Origin of the sequence: Paenarthrobacter sp. CC6, assembly GCF_040560085.1 — a bacterium.
Lineage (GTDB): Bacteria > Actinomycetota > Actinomycetes > Actinomycetales > Micrococcaceae > Arthrobacter > Arthrobacter nicotinovorans.
The window spans coordinates 85,697-102,363 of the sequence record NZ_JARDAN010000017.1 but is presented as its reverse complement, the minus strand read 5'-3'; the positions used below and the strand labels follow the sequence as shown (position 1 = coordinate 102,363).

The following is a 16,667-nucleotide window of genomic DNA, read 5'->3' as shown; positions in this document are numbered from 1 at the left end:
ACGCGCAGCCTTGGGGAACAACTTGACCATAAAACGCTCCATCAATCAGAGCGTTGCAACGACCCTATGACTTTGCCGCACCGGGACTGTCATTAAGTGCCACCTCGGGGAAGCTACGAGACCGGCTGTTGGAACACGTGGCGGCGCACCCACGCGTGCATGGCGATGGCCGCCGCGGAGGCCGCATTCATGGACCGGGTGGAGCCGAACTGCTCAATGGACAGGGTTGCGACGGCGGCATCGTGCACCTCAGGCGTGAGGCCGGGGCCTTCCTGCCCGAACACCAGGACGCAGTTCTTCGGGAGATCGTACGTTTCAAGCGGTACGGAATCCGGGAAGATGTCGATGCCGATCACGGCAAGCCCCTCCCCCTCGGCCCACTGGACGAAGTCCTCAACCGTGGGGTGGTGGCGGACGTGCTGGTAGCGGTCGGTGACCATGGCCCCGCGACGGTTCCACCGCCGTCGGCCAATGATGTGGACCTCCTTGGCGAGGAAGGCGTTGGCGGTCCGCACCACGGTGCCGATGTTGAGGTCGTGCTGCCAGTTCTCAATGGCGATGTGGAAATCGTGCCGCTTCGAATCGAGGTCGGCGACAATAGCTTCGTGCTTCCAGTAGCGGTACTGGTCAACCACGTTGCGCCGGTCGCCGTCACGCAGGAGGTCCGGATCCCAGTGCTCGCCAACCGGCCACTCGCCTTCCCAGGGCCCGACGCCGACCTCCGCCTTCGCTTCGGCCTCGCCTTCTGCGGTGGTCCCCTCCGGGGACGCGGCAGGGGCGGGCAGGGCTGTGTTGGGGGGAAGGTCAGTCACCCCTCAACTTTAGCCCTGCCGTTTCCCCGCTTGGGTCCGTGGCCCGATTGAGCCCGTGGCCCGTTGGAGCACGGGTTCCTAGCCCATCTTCCACTTGTTGATGCGGTACGAGTTGGCCAGCTGCTCGAAGAGACCCGGGTGCGCGTCCCAGTAGGTCTTGTGTCCGCTGACACCGAGCATCTGCGGAGTGCCCCATGGCGTCACGGAGAACAGGTTCACTGCCTGGATGGCCTCGCCGCGGGCGTTGGTGCAGGTGAATCCGACAACCACAGCCGCGCCACGACGGAACTCACGGATCTCCGGTATGGAGGTCTTGAAGTCCGAGGCGCACTTGTGGCCTACCAGGTTCTGCGGCAGTTCAGTGGCTGTCATGCCCTTGTACCGGGCCTCGATATCTTCCAGGGCCTTCTTGATTTCCGCCGGATCCTTGCCGAACTTGCCTTCCTCGGATTCAGCGAAGAAGGCATAGGCGAGCGCGATCCCGTCGCCGTCGGTCTCCACCGTGCCTTGGGCCTTCTTCTGGATCTCTTCGCCCGTGGTGGGGTCCTTGGTGATGCCGAATGATTCGTCGTGGGTCCACTCGGCCAAGTACTGGAAGGACGATTCGCCCGTGACCCATTTGCTGAACAACGGGTCGCCGTCCGCTGGAACGTTGCTGGGGCCCGCGAAGTTCTCCCATGCTGACGGCAGCGGGATGGCCCCGGCCGGGATGTCGGTGGACGCCGACGCGTCACCGGAAGGCTCAGCCTCGGCGGACGGATCCGCAGACGGCTCAGCGGCCGCATCCGACGCCTCGTCCGAGGACGTGACCGAAGGCGACGGCGAGTCAACGGCAGTCGGCTTGGTCAGGGACGGAATCAACCAGGTGAACGCCACGACCAGGGCAATGATCACGACGACGGCGACACCGCCGAGGATCAGGAACAGGGACTTCTTGTTGTGGTCACCCGGGTTCTGGCCGGGTCCCGTTGGCTGGCCCGGGTAGGGGCCGCCGGGCGGTGGGAAACCGGGCTGGTTGGGGTTGCCAGGGTGGCCCGGGTAACCCGGCTGGTTGGGGTTGCCGTGCTGGGCCTGCTGCAAGGGGAAGGCCTGGGTGGGATCGTGCTGTGCAGGAAAAGCCTGCGTCGGCGCGTCCTGCGGCTGGGCTGGCTGCGGCTGGCTCGGTTGCTGGCCTTCCGGCCGTTGCTGGCCCTCCGGCTGCGGCTGGCCTTGCTGCTGGGCTTCCGGCTGGTACATGGGCTGCGCTTGCCCGGGCTGGTACTGGCGGTACTGCTCTTTGCCCGTGTCGTAGCGTGGCTGCGGTACGCCGTCCGGATTGTAGGGAGGCTGGGGTACGCCGTTGTTGTTGCTCATGGCAAGGCCCTTTCACATGCTGTGGGCACCGGAACATCCTTGCGGACACAACCGGTGGTCTATCCGGAACGAGGGACCTGCTGAAGCGGACGGCGTGGTGCTCACCGTGTCGATCCCCCGACCCACGGTGCCGGCGTGCGAGCACGCCGCAATCAGTCCAGCGCCGCATCCAGGCCGGCGCCGGAACAAGCGTAGACCAGGCCGGCGCGCCCAACGCAAGTCACGCCGTCGAAATGCCGGGGCCCAACGGGAAGCGCATCACTCAAAACGGGTGGCTGTCATGGCCGCATTTCCACGGATGAGGCCGAAGGTTCCCGCTACGGCGCAACAGGAAAGGGCAAGGCTCACCGCCAGAGCAACGAAGTAGCCGGGTTCCGGCCAGGCCACTTGATAGTTGTCGTTGATGGCCGTCACCATGAGCCAAGCGGTCAGGAAGCCGAGGCTCACGGAGAGCAGCAAAACACTAAGAAGGGGGACGACAGCTTCACGGGTGATGATCCCCCGAAGCACAGAAGCGGGCATCCCCATGAGCCGCATGAGGCCGAAGACGCGTTTGCGGTCCATGATGGCCGCAGCGGTCCCGACAGCCAGGGACAACCCGGCGATGGCAACCGCGACGAACATGCCCAGATATGCCAACGCAGCCAAACCCTGGATCAGGCGGCGGGACGATTGCAGTTGGACATCGGGGGTGGCACTCGCTGGTGTGGCCGTTGCGGCCGAGCTGTCCAATACTGTCCGGGCGCGGTCCATGGCCTCAGGCGTGCCGTCCGTCCCGAGCACCACCACCACGGGGACCAGACCCTCGAGGCTTCCGGCCGGCGCCGGTCTCAGCGACAGCGGTTGCGCGGTCCAAAAGTAGAGGAAGGTCCCGTCCACAGCGACGACCCCGGAGGAAGGGATGTCTTTGAACCCCAACTCCAAGGCGTCCTTGCTGGTGAAGACGAGCTCGGACCCAGCGCCGGCTTCAGACAACGCGGCGGGGCCGTATCCGATAACAGCACTCCGGATGCCGGGCTTGGATGTGGCCTCCGAGACGGTCCGCGCCACAGAGGCCTGCAGCTCCCCCGGCCGTTCTGTATCCCCGGAACGGACCGTCGCCTGCAGACTCGTGGGCTGAAGGAGACCGGGCCGCGCCACGGGACCCTCGTCCGACTGGACAATACTGGATGCCCCGGCAAACACGGACACGACGAAGACGGCGACAACCAAACCGGAGACCGAACGGAAAGTCGCCACCGGGGTCCTCTGGATGCGGCTGGCCGCGATGACCGCGGCTGCACTCCCGGCGTATCGCAACCCGGCACGGCTCACGGTCCTGGTCATCCAGGGGCCGATCACCACGATCCCCGCCAACACGGCCATGAAGCCAACTACCAACAAGGGCGACTCAAGCCAGGGAAGCCGGATTTTCAGGACACGGATGATAACCACAGCCGATCCCATGAAGAGCAAGCCAAGAAGCAGCGGCAATGCGCGCCAGGCCGTGGGGACTTTGTCGTGCACGGTCCTGTTCACCCCCAAGGGCCCCACGTCGGCACGGGCGGTCCTTAAAGCGGCAACCAGCGCTGAGGCTCCCACCACCATGGCCACCACCATCACTGCAGCAGTCCACCCGGTGTGCAGGTCCGTGGCGAACATCCTGCTGCCGTTGACCGGTACCTCCGCCGCCAACGGGGTCAAGACGACGGCCAAACCCGCACCCACGACCGCGCCGATAAGGCCGGGAATCATAACCTCAGCGGCGGCTATCCGTGAGACCGTGCGTGTTGACGCTCCGATGAGCCTCAGTGTGGCAAAGCGTTCCCGACGCTGCGCGGCACCCAGCCCAGTGACGATGCTGATCAACAGCAGCACCGGAAAGAACACCGCGAGGGCGCCGATCATCAATACTGTGACGTAGCTGGCCGCGCTGCCCCCGTAGGGGTTGCTGGTAAAGTCCGACACGATGGCGGCGCTACCGCCTCGGCGAAGCTCAGCTTCCTGCGCACCCGTGATGACCATCAGCGAGTCCGGGCCCGGGAGTGCCGAGTCATCAATGATGCCGGCGAATTTACCGAATCGGTCGCCCAGCTGGTCCCCGGGCGTGGATTCAATAAGCCTCTGCAGGGCCGGCGATGCGTAGTAGCTTCCTGGTTCAGGCGGCCTGCCGATCCCGGGAATTTCCATGGTGGTGGACGGCAAGGCGGCGAAGTCGCGCCGCTCGATGAGTTTGTCCCGGAAGACCTCTGCGCCCCTGGTACGCATCAGCACGCTATCCGGCGTCAAAGGTATGGGGGCTGCGCTCCCTGAAGCGTCGAGGGTCCCGGAGACGGAGGGACTACCCGATTCGCGGAGCCACGCGCCGCGATCGTCCCGTGCCTGCAGCCCGTTTGCTCCACCCCATAGCAATAACAACAGGCAAACCCCGACGGCGACGCCTCCCGCGATTCCGGCAAGCCTGCCGTAGGCGGACCGGCTTCCAAGCACCGCGAGGCGCAACAAGCCTGTGTTCAGTCGCATCTTTCCGGCATTCACGGGGACACCCGGTAGCCGGCACCCAGGACGCCGTCGCGGACGATGACTTCCCGGTCGGCGTAAGCAGCGGTGCGGGCATCATGGGTAATCATCACTACCGTGGTTCCCGCCTGACGCACAAGTTCCAGCATCAGGGTCAGGACAGCTTCCGAGGCCAGTGAGTCGAGGGCACCGGTAGGCTCGTCCGCAAACAACAAGGCAGGGGAGGTCACCAGCGCACGGGCAACCGCCACACGCTGGGCCTGGCCACCGGACAGTTCACCAGGCAACTTGGCACTCAGGCCGCCCAGCCCGAGCTGCTCCAGGAGGTCCGAAGACCTACGGAGGGCCTCCTGGCGGTTGATCCCGTCCAGGAGCAACGGAAGGCTGACATTGTCGGCGGCCGAGAGCTCCGGCAGGAGCTGCCCAAACTGGAATACGAACCCAAACTCCGTCAATCTCAGGCGCGAGCGTTGGGGTTCGCGCAAGGAACTGATGTCGCTGGGGGTTCGTCCGGAAGGGCTGTAGGTGACGGAACCGGCGTCGGGCGTCAGGACGCCTGCCAGGCAGTGCAGCAGGGTGGACTTTCCGGATCCGGAAGGGCCCATGACGGCAAGAACTTCTCCCGGGTGGACATCGAGGTCGATGCCTCGCAGTGCCTCCGTTGGGCCGAAGGAGTGGCGGAGACCGCGGGCACTGAGGATGGGGGCTGTGTTGTCTGTGGTCATGCGCCCAGCAGCTCCTTCGTGAGTTGGGTCAGACGGGCACTGGTAAGGTCCATCCACCGCAGGTCCGCTTCGATATGGAACAACCCGTGGTCACACATCAGGACCTGCAGCAAGTCCGCGTCCTTCTTGAGCCTGGTCAGTTCACGCATCCGGGCCATGTGCTCGCTGCGCTGCAGGTCAAGGAGCCGCTCAGCATCGTCGTGAAGGAGCAGGGCGATCACTGTCTTGGCGAACAGGTTGCTTTGCAGTGATTCCGAGGGGACGTCCGGGGTGAACAGCCATTCGCGGACCTTGGCCTCACCGGCCAGTGTGATTTCGTACTTTTTGCGGTCGGGACCGCCCCCGGTCTCTTCTCCCAGTGCGCGGATCAGTTCGTCGCGGACCATGCGCGCCAGAGTTGAATACACCTGCCCGAACGCCAGGGCTTTTCCGGCCCCGAAGTATCGGTCATAGGAGTGCTTGAGGTCGTAGCCGTAACTGGCTTCGCGGCTCAAGAGGCCAAGGAGGGTAAGTGAGTTGTTCACGACTCCATCTATACACTCAGTTTATAGTTAAACACCAGCACCGCTACGTGATGTCCGGCAGCCCGAATGATGAAAGACTGGGAAGCAGTGCATGACCAACCCCAGCCGGAGGCAAATATGGCAGAAGAAACCACGCCCCACCCGTCCACGTCGGTTTACCGTAATGGCCACGAGATCGAATGCTGGCTCACGGACATGGACGGCGTCCTCGTCCACGAAAACCAGGCCATCCCCGGCGCAGCCGAGCTCATCCAGCGCTGGGTGGATACGTCCAAGCGCTTCCTGGTGCTGACCAACAACTCCATCTTCACCCCGCGCGACCTCGCAGCCCGCCTCCGTGCGTCCGGCCTGGAAGTCCCCGAAGAGAACATCTGGACCTCCGCGCTCGCCACAGCCCAGTTCCTCAAGGACCAGGTGCAGTCCTCCGATTCGGGCAACCGCGCGTACACCATCGGCGAGGCCGGCCTCACCACCGCCCTGCACGAAGCCGGATTCATCCTCACGGACACCGACCCCGATTTCGTGGTCCTCGGCGAAACCCGCACCTATTCCTTCGAAGCGATCACCATGGCCGTCCGCCACATCCTGGCCGGCGCCCGCTTCATCGCCACCAACCCGGACGCCACCGGCCCTTCCAAGGACGGTCCGATGCCCGCTACCGGTGCCATCGCGGCCATGATCACCAAGGCCACGGGCCGCGAACCGTACATCGTGGGCAAGCCGAACCCCATGATGTTCCGCTCCGCCATGAACCAGATCGATGCCCACTCGGAGACCACGGCCATGATCGGCGACCGCATGGACACGGACATCGTGGCCGGCATGGAAGCGGGCCTGCACACGGTCCTGGTGCTCAGCGGAATTACGCAGCGCGAGGAAATCGTGTCCTTCCCCTTCCGGCCCAACCAGATCCTGAATTCAGTGGCCGACCTGAAGAGCCAGATCTAAGAAGGAACCACCATGGCTGTGCTCAATCTGCGTCCCCTGGCGGGGGGACGGATTCTCAGGGGGAGCCAGCCGTTCGGCTTGGATGCCGCGGCAACGTCAGGGTTCCTGGTGGAACACGGCATCCAAGCCATCGTTGACCTGCGCAGCGAGCTGGAGCGCTCGCTGGTTCCGTGGTTGGTTCACGACGGCGGCGGCGGGCCGGCCGCTGCAGCCCCACCCGCCGTCGAACTCATCCATAACCCATTGGACCCCAACACCATTGCGGGATCGCTCCAGGCCGTGGAGACGGCCGAGGACCTGGGCGAGCTGTACCTCGGCTGGATCCGGCTGCGGCCCGAATGGGTGGCTGAGGCCCTGCGACCCGTGGCGCGTGGCAAACGCACGCTGGTGCATTGCTCGCTGGGCAAGGACCGGACCGGCGTGGTTTCCGCGGTCGGGCTCCTGGCAGCAGGCGGGACCGAGGACGACGTAGTGGCTGACTATGTGGCGACCACCGCCAACCTGCCGGACGTCCTGGAGGTCATGGCCGAAACATGGCGGCTCAGCGTCCCATCAACTCCGGCAGAGTATTTCAGCCCCGACCTCATGATCCTGCAGAGCCCGGAAGCTGCCATGCGGCACTTCCTGGCCGGATTCTCCAAGGAATTCGGCGATGTCCGCGGCTTCCTGCGTGAAGCGGGCCTTACCGCCGTCGAGGTTGCAGCGTTGCGCTGAACGCTCCAGCCACCTTACGCAGGCCTGATGATCTTCCCATTGGGCTCCTGGTACGACGGTTCCTCCGGTTCGGGCGGCAGGGGCAGGAGCTCATCCTGTACCTTTTCCAGCAACGGCCGGTATACGCCGGCGTTCCACTGCGGACTCGCGTGCGCCGGCCGTGCGCCCTCGGTACTCAGGGTGGGCAGGGCCATGTTGGCGCCGAAAACCTTGCTCCATCCCGCACGCGCCGATTCGTAGTCCACGGTGCCGTCCTTGGAGTTGCCCATGAACGCCATCTTGGCGCCGCCGATCTTGCCCGCGAACCGCAGCCCGTCAAAGTGGTAGATGTAGGCCGACTCGGTCTGGATCAGCACACTGGAGGGCGCGATGGGCGAAAGCTGTTCCATCGTCTGATCGAGGATCTGCCGCCACGTGCGCTCGTCCTTGTGAACCACGCGCTCCCCCAGCTCATAGCCCCCGCGCAGCACCGAAGGAATGCGGAAGCCGTTCTCATAAAGGAACACAACGCCGTCGAACCAGCTCTGGTCCAGGACATCTGCGCGGCTGAACGGACTCGAATCCAGGACAATCACCTGCGTTTCCACGCCATGGAGTTCCAGCAGGCGTGCAGCAACCTGGGTCGCGAGCATTCCGCCAAAGCTGTGACCGTAAAAGTACAGCTTCTCCAGTTCCAGCTCGCGGACATGCAGGATGATTGCGCGGACTACTTCATCGACGTCCAGGCCCAGATTGGAATATCCGACGGCGGCCAGGCGGCCGCGTTGGTGCAGTGCAGGACGCAGCGAGTTGAGGATCCACTGCGCTTCTTCCCAACTGGTTTTGTACCCGGGAAAGAGGATCCAACTGGCTTTGGGAAAGTACAGGTCCGAGTACGGATCCGGGACCCGAAGGATCTTGGTGGCCCGGCGCTCCGCCTGGACACGCCTGGTGAATAGCATGTCCCCGGCCAGGGCTGCGGAAATGCCGGCGTAGGTCAGGAAATTACGGCGGGACGTCTTCTTGAGCCGGGCAGCGTAAGGCAGGATCCGGGCCCAGGAGCCCGGATCCCCCGCCGTTTCAGGTTCCGGAGTTACCGGCGCCGGAGGGTTTTCAGTCACCTCCGGCGGCGCCGGCAGCTTCCCTACTTGAACGTCCACGCAGCAAGCATAGGCTTCGGCGGCACTGCCTTACATCCCCGCAGTTTGTGCACAGCCGGTGCCCTTAAGATGTGCTCTTGCAATCAGGAACCGGACGGACTCTGTTTAGTCCAGGCCCAGTTCGTCCTTGCCGAAAGCGAAGAGGTACGGAACGCCGGTTTCGGCTTCGATCTTCTCTTTGGCACCGGTGTTGCGGTCCACGATCACAGCCACGGCCACCACGTTGCCGCCCGCCTTGCGGACACCTTCGACGGCGGTCAGCGCGGACCCGCCGGTGGTGGACGTGTCCTCGAGGACCACCACGTTGCGGCCTTCGACTGAGGGACCTTCCACCTGGCGGCCCATGCCGTAGGACTTCTGGGCTTTGCGGACGACGAAGGCGTCCACGGCACGGCCGGCATCGGCAGCAGCGTGCATGACAGCGGTACCGACGGGGTCGGCACCCATGGTGAGTCCGCCTGCGCACTCAACCGCAACGCCGGCGTCGTCGATCATTGCCAGCATGACCTGGCCTACCAGCTTGGAGGCCTCGTGGTGCAAGGTGATGCGGCGCAGGTCGATGTAGTAGTCCGCTTCCTTGCCGCTGGAGAGGATAACCTTGCCGCGGACCACCGCCAGCTCTTTGATGAGTTCAAGAAGGCGGGCACGGGCAGCAGCAGTGTCGACTGCAGGGAAACTGGTGGAAGTCATGGCTCCTAGTTTAGTGTGCCGGTGCAGCCGTGGTTGCCCTGATGACCAGGCGCGGATCCACGATCTGGTCCCGGGTTCCTGCTTTCCCCTCCAGCTGGTGCAGCATCTCTTCCATGGTTTTTCGCCCGAGTTCTTCGAAGTCCTGCTTGATGGTAGTCAAGGGAGGCATGAAGAACCCGGCCTCCGGCTGGTCGTCGTAGCCCACCACGCTTATATCGCCTGGTACGTGGCGGCCGGCTTCCTGGAGGGCGCGGAGGACGCCGACGGCCATCTGGTCATTCGCTACGAATACAGCGGTTACGGAGTCGTGGTCGATGAGTTCCCGTCCGGCCTGGTATCCGGATGCGGCATCCCAGGCACCCTGGAGCAGGACGCTCGCCTCGAGTCCGGCCGTGTCCATCGCCTCCCGCCAGCCCTCAATGCGCTCCGCCGCGTCGATCCAGTGCGTGGGCCCGGAAATGTGGGCAATGCTTCGATGCCCCAGCCCGATAAGGTGTTCCACGGCCAGCCTGGCTCCCAACCGCTGGTTGAGGGACGCTCCGGTGAGCTGGTTTCCCGCACCGGCGCCTACGGCCACGATCGGCACAGGGACTGAAACGTCATGCAGGGCCGCAAGGACATCGGGATGCGGAACCAGGATGACGATGCCGTCCACGGATTGGCTGCGGAAGTGGCCCATGGCGTCGTTGATACTGTCACTGGTCACTTCGCGAAGATTCGCGATGCTGACGAAGTACCCGGCTTCCCTGCCCGCCTGTTCGACTCCAAGCAACGTGTTCGCCGGCCCGAACTGTCCCGTTTCGCAGGCAAGGACACCAATGGTCCGCGACCGACGCGTCACCAGGCTCCGTGCTGCGGTGTTCCGGCGATAGCCGAGGCGGGCTATTGCCGCTTCCACCCGTTGCCTGGTGTTGTGGCTGACGTTCGGATGGTTGTTCAGGACACGGGAAACCGTTTGGTGGGAAACCCCGGCCATTTTCGCCACATCCCCCATTACCGGGGGCCGGCTCGGTGAGTCGGGGGCGGCCCCGGGCAATACCCGGGGCCGCAGTGTTGGCGGTTGCTCACCGCGTGGCATCAGATGCTACTTCGCGTCGACGCCCACAGGCTCCGCCGTGGAAGCGGGTGCCGCTTCGGCAGCTGGAGGCGTGGTCTTCCACTTGAACCGGCGGCCCATGGAGGAACCTCCGCCGGCACCGGTCCGGTTCTTGTTGAAGATGTCGAAGCCGACAGCCAGCAGGAGCACCAGGCCCTTGATGAGCTGCTGGTAATCAGTGCCCAGGCCGAGAATGGACATGCCGTTGTTCAGGACGCCCATGATCAGGCCACCGATCATGGCTCCTGCCACGGTGCCGATGCCGCCCTGGACAGCTGCGCCGCCGATGAACGCTGCAGCGATGGAGTCCAGCTCGAACCCGGTACCGCCGGCAGGCTGTGCCGAGTTCAGGCGGGCCGTGAAGACCAGGCCCGCCAGCGCGGCCAGGACGCCCATGTTGACGAAGAGCCGGAAGGTGACCTTCTTGGTCTTGATGCCGGACAGCTCGGCGGCGTGGAGGTTGCCGCCAATGGCATAGGTGTGGCGGCCAAAGATGCTGTTGCTCATCAGCGCCGAGTACAGGATCACAAGGACTGCCAGGACAACCAGGACAATCGGGGTTCCGCGGTAGCTGGCCAGCAGGAAGGTGATGATGAGCATCAGGAGTGCGATGAAACCGTTCTTGACGGCGAACCACGCCATCGGTTCGTTCTCCAGGTTGAACTTGCGGCGCACCCGGCGTTCCTTCAAAGCCTGGAAAAGGATGGCTGCCGTACCGCCGACACCCAGGATCACGGTCAGCCACTCAAGGACGGACGTGCCACCGGAGATGTCCGGCAGGAAGCCGCCGCCCAGGGCGCGCAATTCGTTCGGGAACGGGGTGATCTGCTGGTTCTTGAGGGTAATCAGGGTCAGGCCACGGAAGATCAGCATGCCGGCAAGGGTGACGATGAATGCGGGGATACCGACGTAGGCAATCCAGTAACCCTGCCAGGCACCCACGAGGGCTCCCACCAGGAGGCACGCCGGGATGGCGAGCCACCAGGCCCAGCCCCAGTGCACGATCATCACACCGGCCACGGCGCCGATGAAGCCGGCAATCGAGCCGACGGAGAGGTCGATATGACCGGCAATAATGACCATCACCATGCCGATGGCAAGGATCAGGATATAGCTGTTCTGGACCACCAGGTTGGTGACGTTCTGGGGTTGAAGGAGGATGCCGTCGGTGAGGACCTGGAAGAGGATGACAATCAGGATCAGGGCGACGAAGATGCCAACCTGGCGGAGGCGGCTTGTGAGGAAGCCAAGGGATTCTCGTAGGGCGGACATGGTGGCTATTCCTTCTCTTGAGTCATGTAGTGCATGAGGGTTTCCTGGGTGGCTTCGGCGATGGGGACCTCGCCGGTGATGCGGCCCGCTGAGAGCGTGTAGATCCTGTCGCAGATGCCCAGGAGTTCCGGCAGTTCGGAGGAGATCACAATGACCGCTTTCCCCGAGGCCGCCAGCTCGGCGATGATCGTGTAGATCTCAAACTTGGCGCCCACATCGATCCCACGCGTGGGTTCGTCCAGGATGAGGACGTCGGGGTCGGAGAACATCCACTTGCTGAGCACCACTTTTTGCTGGTTCCCGCCGGAGAGCTTGCCCGTGATCGCAGCGACCGAAGGCGCTTTGATGTTCATGCTCTTGCGGTAATGGTTGGCCACCGTGGTTTCCTGGTTGCCGTCCACCCAACCGCGTTTGGCCAGCTTGTTCAGGGCAGCCATGGAGATGTTCCGCTTGATGTCTTCAATCAGGTTCAGGCCGTAGTGCTTCCGGTCCTCGGTGGCGTACGCAATTCCGTGCTCGATTGCATCCGAAACCGTGGACGTGTTGATCTCCTGGCCGTACTTGTAAACCTTGCCGGAGACCGCACGGCCGTAGGTACGGCCGAAAACGCTCATTGCGAGCTCAGTCCTGCCCGCACCCATGAGGCCGGCCAACCCAACAACCTCACCCTTACGGACCGTCAGGTTGGCGTTGCTGACCACCATCCGTGAGTGGTCCTGTGGATGCTGGACCGTCCAATCCTCGATGCGGAGGACTTCTTCACCGATGTTTGGTGTCCGGTCCGGATACAGGCTTTCGAGATCGCGTCCCACCATGCCCCGGATGATGCGTTCCTGGGTGATCTGTCCCTGGTCCAGGCGCAGTGTCTCGATGGATTTGCCGTCGCGGATGATGGTGACGGCGTCGGCCACTTTGCGGATCTCGTTGAGTTTGTGGCTGATGATGATGCTGGTGACGCCCTGGCCTTTGAGGTGCAGGATGAGGTCCAGCAGGTGGTCCGAGTCTTCGTCGTTCAGCGCCGCCGTGGGCTCATCGAGGATGAGCAGCTTCACCTCCTTGGAGAGCGCCTTCGCGATCTCCACCAACTGCTGCTTACCCACGCTGATGTGCTGGATGGGCGTTACGGGATTCTCGCTGAGACCCACCCGGGCCAGCAGTTTGGCGGCCTCCAGGTTGGTCTTCCGCCAGTCCACCCAGCCGTTCTTCGCAAGCTCATTGCCCAGGTAGATGTTCTCGGCGATGGACAGATACGGGCTCAGGGCCAATTCCTGGTGGATGATCACGATGCCGCGCTTCTCGCTGTCCGTGATGCTGGAAAATTCGCAGGGTTCGTTCTCGAACAGAATGTCGCCGTCGAAGGTGTTGTGCGCGTAGACGCCGGACAACACTTTCATGAGGGTGGATTTCCCGGCTCCGTTCTCACCACAAATGGCGTGAACCTCACCTCGGTTGACGTCCAGGGTGACGTCCTGAAGGGCTTTTACACCGGGGAAGGTCTTGGTGATTCCTCGCATTTGAAGAATGGGTACGTTCATCGTCAATTCCCGCTGACTGGTTGAAACTGGGCCGGGTCGAGGACTCGACAGGCACTGGGATGCTGTGGCCCCACCGCTGCGCGCTGCAACACAGGGCGGTGGGGCCACAGATTGGGGAGGTGGTTACTTGACGTCGGCTTCGGTGTAGTAGCCCGAGTCGATGAGTTCCTTCTTGTAGTTGTCCTTGGTGATGATGACGGACTTCAGAAGGTATGCCGGAACAACCTTGACCTTGTTGTTGTAGGTCTTGGTGTCGTTGGTTTCGGGCTCACTGCCCTTGAGTACGGCGTCTACCATTTTCACGGCCTGGGCGCCGAGCTGGCGGGTGTCCTTGAAGATGGTGGAGTACTGCTCGCCGGCGATGATGGATTTCACGGAACCCTTTTCAGCGTCCTGGCCGGTCACGACCGGGAGCTTTCCGGTGGAGTAACCGCCGGTGCTGGTCAGAGCGGAAATGATGCCGATGGACAGGCCGTCATACGGGGACAGCACGCCGTCGAGCTTGGTGCCGGAGCTGTAGGCGGAGGTGAGGATGTCTTCCATGCGCTTCTGGGCAACGGGTGCCTGCCAGCGGAGGATGGCTGCCTGCTCGAACTTGGTCTGGCCGCTGGGGACCTTCAAGGTGCCTGCATCCAGGTAGGGCTTGAGGGTATCCATTGCGCCGGTCCAGAAGAAGTTGGCGTTGTTGTCATCCGGGCTGCCCGCGAACAATTCGACGTTGAACGGGCCCTTGCCCTCTACCTTCTTGCCGCTGGCATCAACGAGTCCCAGACCCGTCAGCAACGACGTGGCCTGCTGGACGCCCACGGTGTAGTTGTCGAACGTGGTGTAGTAGTCCACGTTCGGCGTTCCGTTGATGAGGCGGTCGTAAGCGATGACCTTGACGTTCTGTTCCTTAGCCTTGGCCAGGACGTCCGTCAGCGTGGTGCCATCGATGGCGGCGATGATGAGTGCCTTCGCACCCTTGGTCAGCATGTTCTCGATCTGGGAAACCTGCGTGGGGATGTCATCGTTGGCGAACTGCAGGTCCGTCTTGTAGCCGAGGTCCTTCAGGGATTTCTCAACATTGGCACCGTCTGCGATCCAACGCTCGGATGTCTGCGTCGGCATCGAAATGCCTACCAGCGAATCGCTGGGCTTTGCGGTGCTGGAAGACTCCGCCGCGCCTCCACGGCTGCCGCAGCCTGTGGCTCCGACGGTCAAGGTTAGGACGACCGCTACGGCGCCCAGGAGTTTTTTCAATCTCACGATGCTCTCCTTCCGCGGCAGCAGTGCCGCGAACTCTGATGCAGCCGGAGCATCTGCGCGTCCGGCACGGTGAAGCTGGATGTGGCCTGCGTGCTGGGGGCTGCACAAACCATTGAAAAGGTATTGCGAATGCCATTGTGAACGCTAACAATACCCGGGGTCAAGTGCTGTAGATCACGAATTGGTTGCAGGCAGTGCCTCTTCGCCAAAGTCTTGATTTACAACGTTGTTAGCGTTCACAATGACCCGCGTCACTCTCCAGAACAACAAACCCGGCACCGCCTGGTGGGCGATGCCGGGTTTGAGGTGTTGCTCTGCGATGGCAGGGAAGGACAATGGCGCTTCAGACGCGCTCCGTTGTTGGGGTATCCAGGCCAGCCAGCGCTGAGTCCACCTCATTCACGATGTCCTCGACGGGCTGTGCGATGTCCACCACTACCCCGGCTTCGTCGTCCTGCAATGGTTCCAGCGTGGCCAGTTGGGAGTCCAGCAACGAAGGCGGCATGAAGTGCCCGGGCCGCGCCTTCATGCGTGCGTCCAGCAGTTCGCGCGTCCCTTGCAGGTGCACGAACACGACGGACGGGTCGGCGTCGCGGATGATGTCCCGGTACGAGCGCTTGAGCGCGCTGCACGCTATGACAAGAGAAGATTCCGACGCCGGGAATCGCCTGCCGATCTCGGCCAGCCATGGTGCGCGGTCGTCGTCGTTCAGCGGGGTACCCGCTGCCATCTTGTCGATGTTCGCCTGCGGGTGCAGCGAATCGCCGTCGAGGAATCCAGCGCCGAGGCGTTCGGCGAGGGCCGCACCCACGGTGCTCTTTCCGCAGCCTGCGACGCCCATCACCACGATGTGGTGATGGGCGCTCGCACGGGACAGAGGTTTACCAGTCATGAACGGTGCCGTCCACGAGGCGGTTGTAGGGCAGGTAGGCCTGCTGGTACGGGAATGCGGCAGCGGCCTCCTCGTTGAATTCGACGCCGATGCCGGGGTTGTCGCCCGGGTGCAGGTAGCCGTCCTTGAAGGTCATGGACTGCTGGAAGACCTCGTTGGTCTTGTCCGAGTGCTGCATGTATTCCTGGATGCCGTAGTTGTGGATGGCCAGGCCCACATGCAGCTGCGCGGCGAAGCCCACCGGGGAAATGTCCGTGGGGCCGTGGAAGCCGGACTTGATCTGGTACTGCGCAGCGAAGTCCATGACCTTCTTCAGCGGTGAGATGCCACCGAAGTGGGTGGAGGCCGCCCGCACGTAGTCGATCAGCTGTTCCTTGATGAGGGTCTGGTAGTCCCACACGGTATTGAAGATTTCGCCAATGGCCAGCGGGGTGGTGGTGTGCTGGCGGACCAGGCGCAGGCCTTCCTGGTTCTCGGCAGGAGTGCAGTCCTCCAGCCAGAAAAGGTCGTAAGGCTCCAGGGCCTTGCCCAGTTTGGCGGCCTGGATGGGGGTCATGCGGTGGTGGCCGTCGTGCAGCAGCGGGATTTCCGGACCGAACTCGTTGCGCACTGCTTCAAAAACGGTGGGCAGGTGGCGGAGGTACGCGCGGGTGTCCCAGTCCTCTTCCTGCGGGAAGGCGCCGCGTCCGGCGGGCTCGTAGTCGTAACGCTCGCCAGAGGCTTGCGCCTGCGCGGCCACACCGTAGACGGCCTTGATACCGGGGATCGCGGTCTGGATACGGATGGACTTGTAGCCCAACTCCAGGTGCTCCCGGACCGAGTCGAACAGGGAAGGAATATCTGCACCCGAGGCGTGGCCGTAAGCGCGCAGCCCATTGCGGGAAGCCCCGCCCAGCAGCTGGTAGACCGGCATCCCGGCCACCTTGCCCTTGATGTCCCACAGAGCCATGTCGACGGCGGCAATCGCCGCCATGGTGACGGGACCGCGGCGCCAGTAGGAGCTGCGGTACAGGAACTGCCAGGTGTCCTCGATCCGGTGCGGGTCCTTGCCGATCAGCAGCTGTGCGACGTGTTCCTTCAGGTACGCGGCAACGGCGAGTTCACGGCCGTTGAGCGTCGCGTCCCCGATGCCCGTCACACCGTCCTCGGTGGTGATGCGCAGGGTGACGAAGTTGCGGGATGGGCTGGTCACGAAGACTTCAGCGGCAACGATTTTCATG

The 16,667-nt window shown here is 63.4% G+C and carries 15 protein-coding genes; 2 read left to right on the top strand and 13 right to left on the bottom strand.

What is annotated here, in order from left to right; translation table 11 throughout:
* Positions 1-113: 113 nt before the first annotated feature.
* From PV760_RS16560 to PV760_RS16540, 5 genes are all read right to left on the bottom strand, one after another.
* Positions 114-812 (bottom strand): TrmH family RNA methyltransferase, encoded by a 699-nt coding sequence (locus tag PV760_RS16560; protein ID WP_039239489.1) that lies wholly within the window; start codon positions 810-812, stop codon positions 114-116.
* Between the two features lie 78 nt (positions 813-890).
* Positions 891-2,165, bottom strand: coding sequence for a hypothetical protein (locus PV760_RS16555; protein ID WP_354628271.1), 1,275 nt, complete (start codon positions 2,163-2,165; stop codon positions 891-893).
* A gap of 258 nt (positions 2,166-2,423) precedes the next feature.
* Positions 2,424-4,667 (bottom strand): FtsX-like permease family protein, encoded by a 2,244-nt coding sequence (locus tag PV760_RS16550; protein ID WP_354628270.1) that lies wholly within the window; start codon positions 4,665-4,667, stop codon positions 2,424-2,426.
* A gap of 11 nt (positions 4,668-4,678) precedes the next feature.
* Entirely contained in the window at positions 4,679-5,389 is a 711-nt protein-coding gene (locus tag PV760_RS16545) for an ABC transporter ATP-binding protein (protein WP_018779446.1), read from the bottom strand.
* Positions 5,386-5,913: a PadR family transcriptional regulator gene (locus PV760_RS16540; RefSeq protein WP_018779447.1), complete on the bottom strand. Its 528-nt coding sequence runs from the start codon at positions 5,911-5,913 to the stop codon at positions 5,386-5,388. Before PV760_RS16540 ends, PV760_RS16545 begins: the two co-directional genes overlap by 4 nt.
* Before the next feature lie 117 nt (positions 5,914-6,030).
* Between PV760_RS16540 and PV760_RS16535 the strand changes: the two genes are divergently transcribed.
* Complete coding sequence (locus PV760_RS16535; protein ID WP_110505386.1) at positions 6,031-6,861, top strand: HAD-IIA family hydrolase; 831 nt, start codon at positions 6,031-6,033, stop codon at positions 6,859-6,861.
* A gap of 12 nt (positions 6,862-6,873) precedes the next feature.
* Positions 6,874-7,575 carry a tyrosine-protein phosphatase gene (locus PV760_RS16530; protein WP_354628269.1) on the top strand — a complete coding sequence of 234 codons (702 nt, stop codon included), beginning with the start codon at positions 6,874-6,876 and terminating at the stop codon, positions 7,573-7,575.
* A gap of 14 nt (positions 7,576-7,589) precedes the next feature.
* Here the strand turns inward: PV760_RS16530 and PV760_RS16525 are convergent, their stop codons facing one another.
* The 8 genes from PV760_RS16525 to manD all read right to left on the bottom strand — a co-directional run bounded on the left by PV760_RS16525 (position 7,590) and on the right by manD (position 16,666).
* A complete protein-coding gene (locus tag PV760_RS16525; protein WP_039239485.1) occupies positions 7,590-8,714 on the bottom strand; it encodes a thioesterase domain-containing protein in 1,125 nt (374 codons plus the stop codon).
* Positions 8,715-8,819: 105 nt separating this feature from the next.
* Positions 8,820-9,404: an orotate phosphoribosyltransferase gene (gene pyrE, locus PV760_RS16520; protein WP_018779451.1), complete on the bottom strand. Its 585-nt coding sequence runs from the start codon at positions 9,402-9,404 to the stop codon at positions 8,820-8,822.
* Between the two features lie 10 nt (positions 9,405-9,414).
* Complete coding sequence (locus PV760_RS16515; RefSeq protein WP_039239484.1) at positions 9,415-10,398, bottom strand: LacI family DNA-binding transcriptional regulator; 984 nt, start codon at positions 10,396-10,398, stop codon at positions 9,415-9,417.
* Positions 10,399-10,488: 90 nt separating this feature from the next.
* A complete protein-coding gene (gene mmsB, locus PV760_RS16510; RefSeq protein WP_018779453.1) occupies positions 10,489-11,772 on the bottom strand; it encodes a multiple monosaccharide ABC transporter permease in 1,284 nt (427 codons plus the stop codon).
* Positions 11,773-11,777: 5 nt separating this feature from the next.
* Positions 11,778-13,307 (bottom strand): multiple monosaccharide ABC transporter ATP-binding protein, encoded by a 1,530-nt coding sequence (gene mmsA, locus PV760_RS16505; RefSeq protein ID WP_020608553.1) that lies wholly within the window; start codon positions 13,305-13,307, stop codon positions 11,778-11,780.
* Positions 13,308-13,430: 123 nt separating this feature from the next.
* A complete protein-coding gene (gene chvE / locus PV760_RS16500) occupies positions 13,431-14,555 on the bottom strand; it encodes a multiple monosaccharide ABC transporter substrate-binding protein (protein ID WP_026267409.1) in 1,125 nt (374 codons plus the stop codon).
* A gap of 343 nt (positions 14,556-14,898) precedes the next feature.
* Positions 14,899-15,447 (bottom strand): gluconokinase, encoded by a 549-nt coding sequence (locus tag PV760_RS16495; protein WP_052247098.1) that lies wholly within the window; start codon positions 15,445-15,447, stop codon positions 14,899-14,901.
* A complete protein-coding gene (gene manD / locus PV760_RS16490) occupies positions 15,437-16,666 on the bottom strand; it encodes a D-mannonate dehydratase ManD (RefSeq protein WP_039239482.1) in 1,230 nt (409 codons plus the stop codon). The genes PV760_RS16495 and manD overlap by 11 nt, the downstream gene beginning before the upstream one ends.
* Position 16,667: the final 1 nt, after the last annotated feature.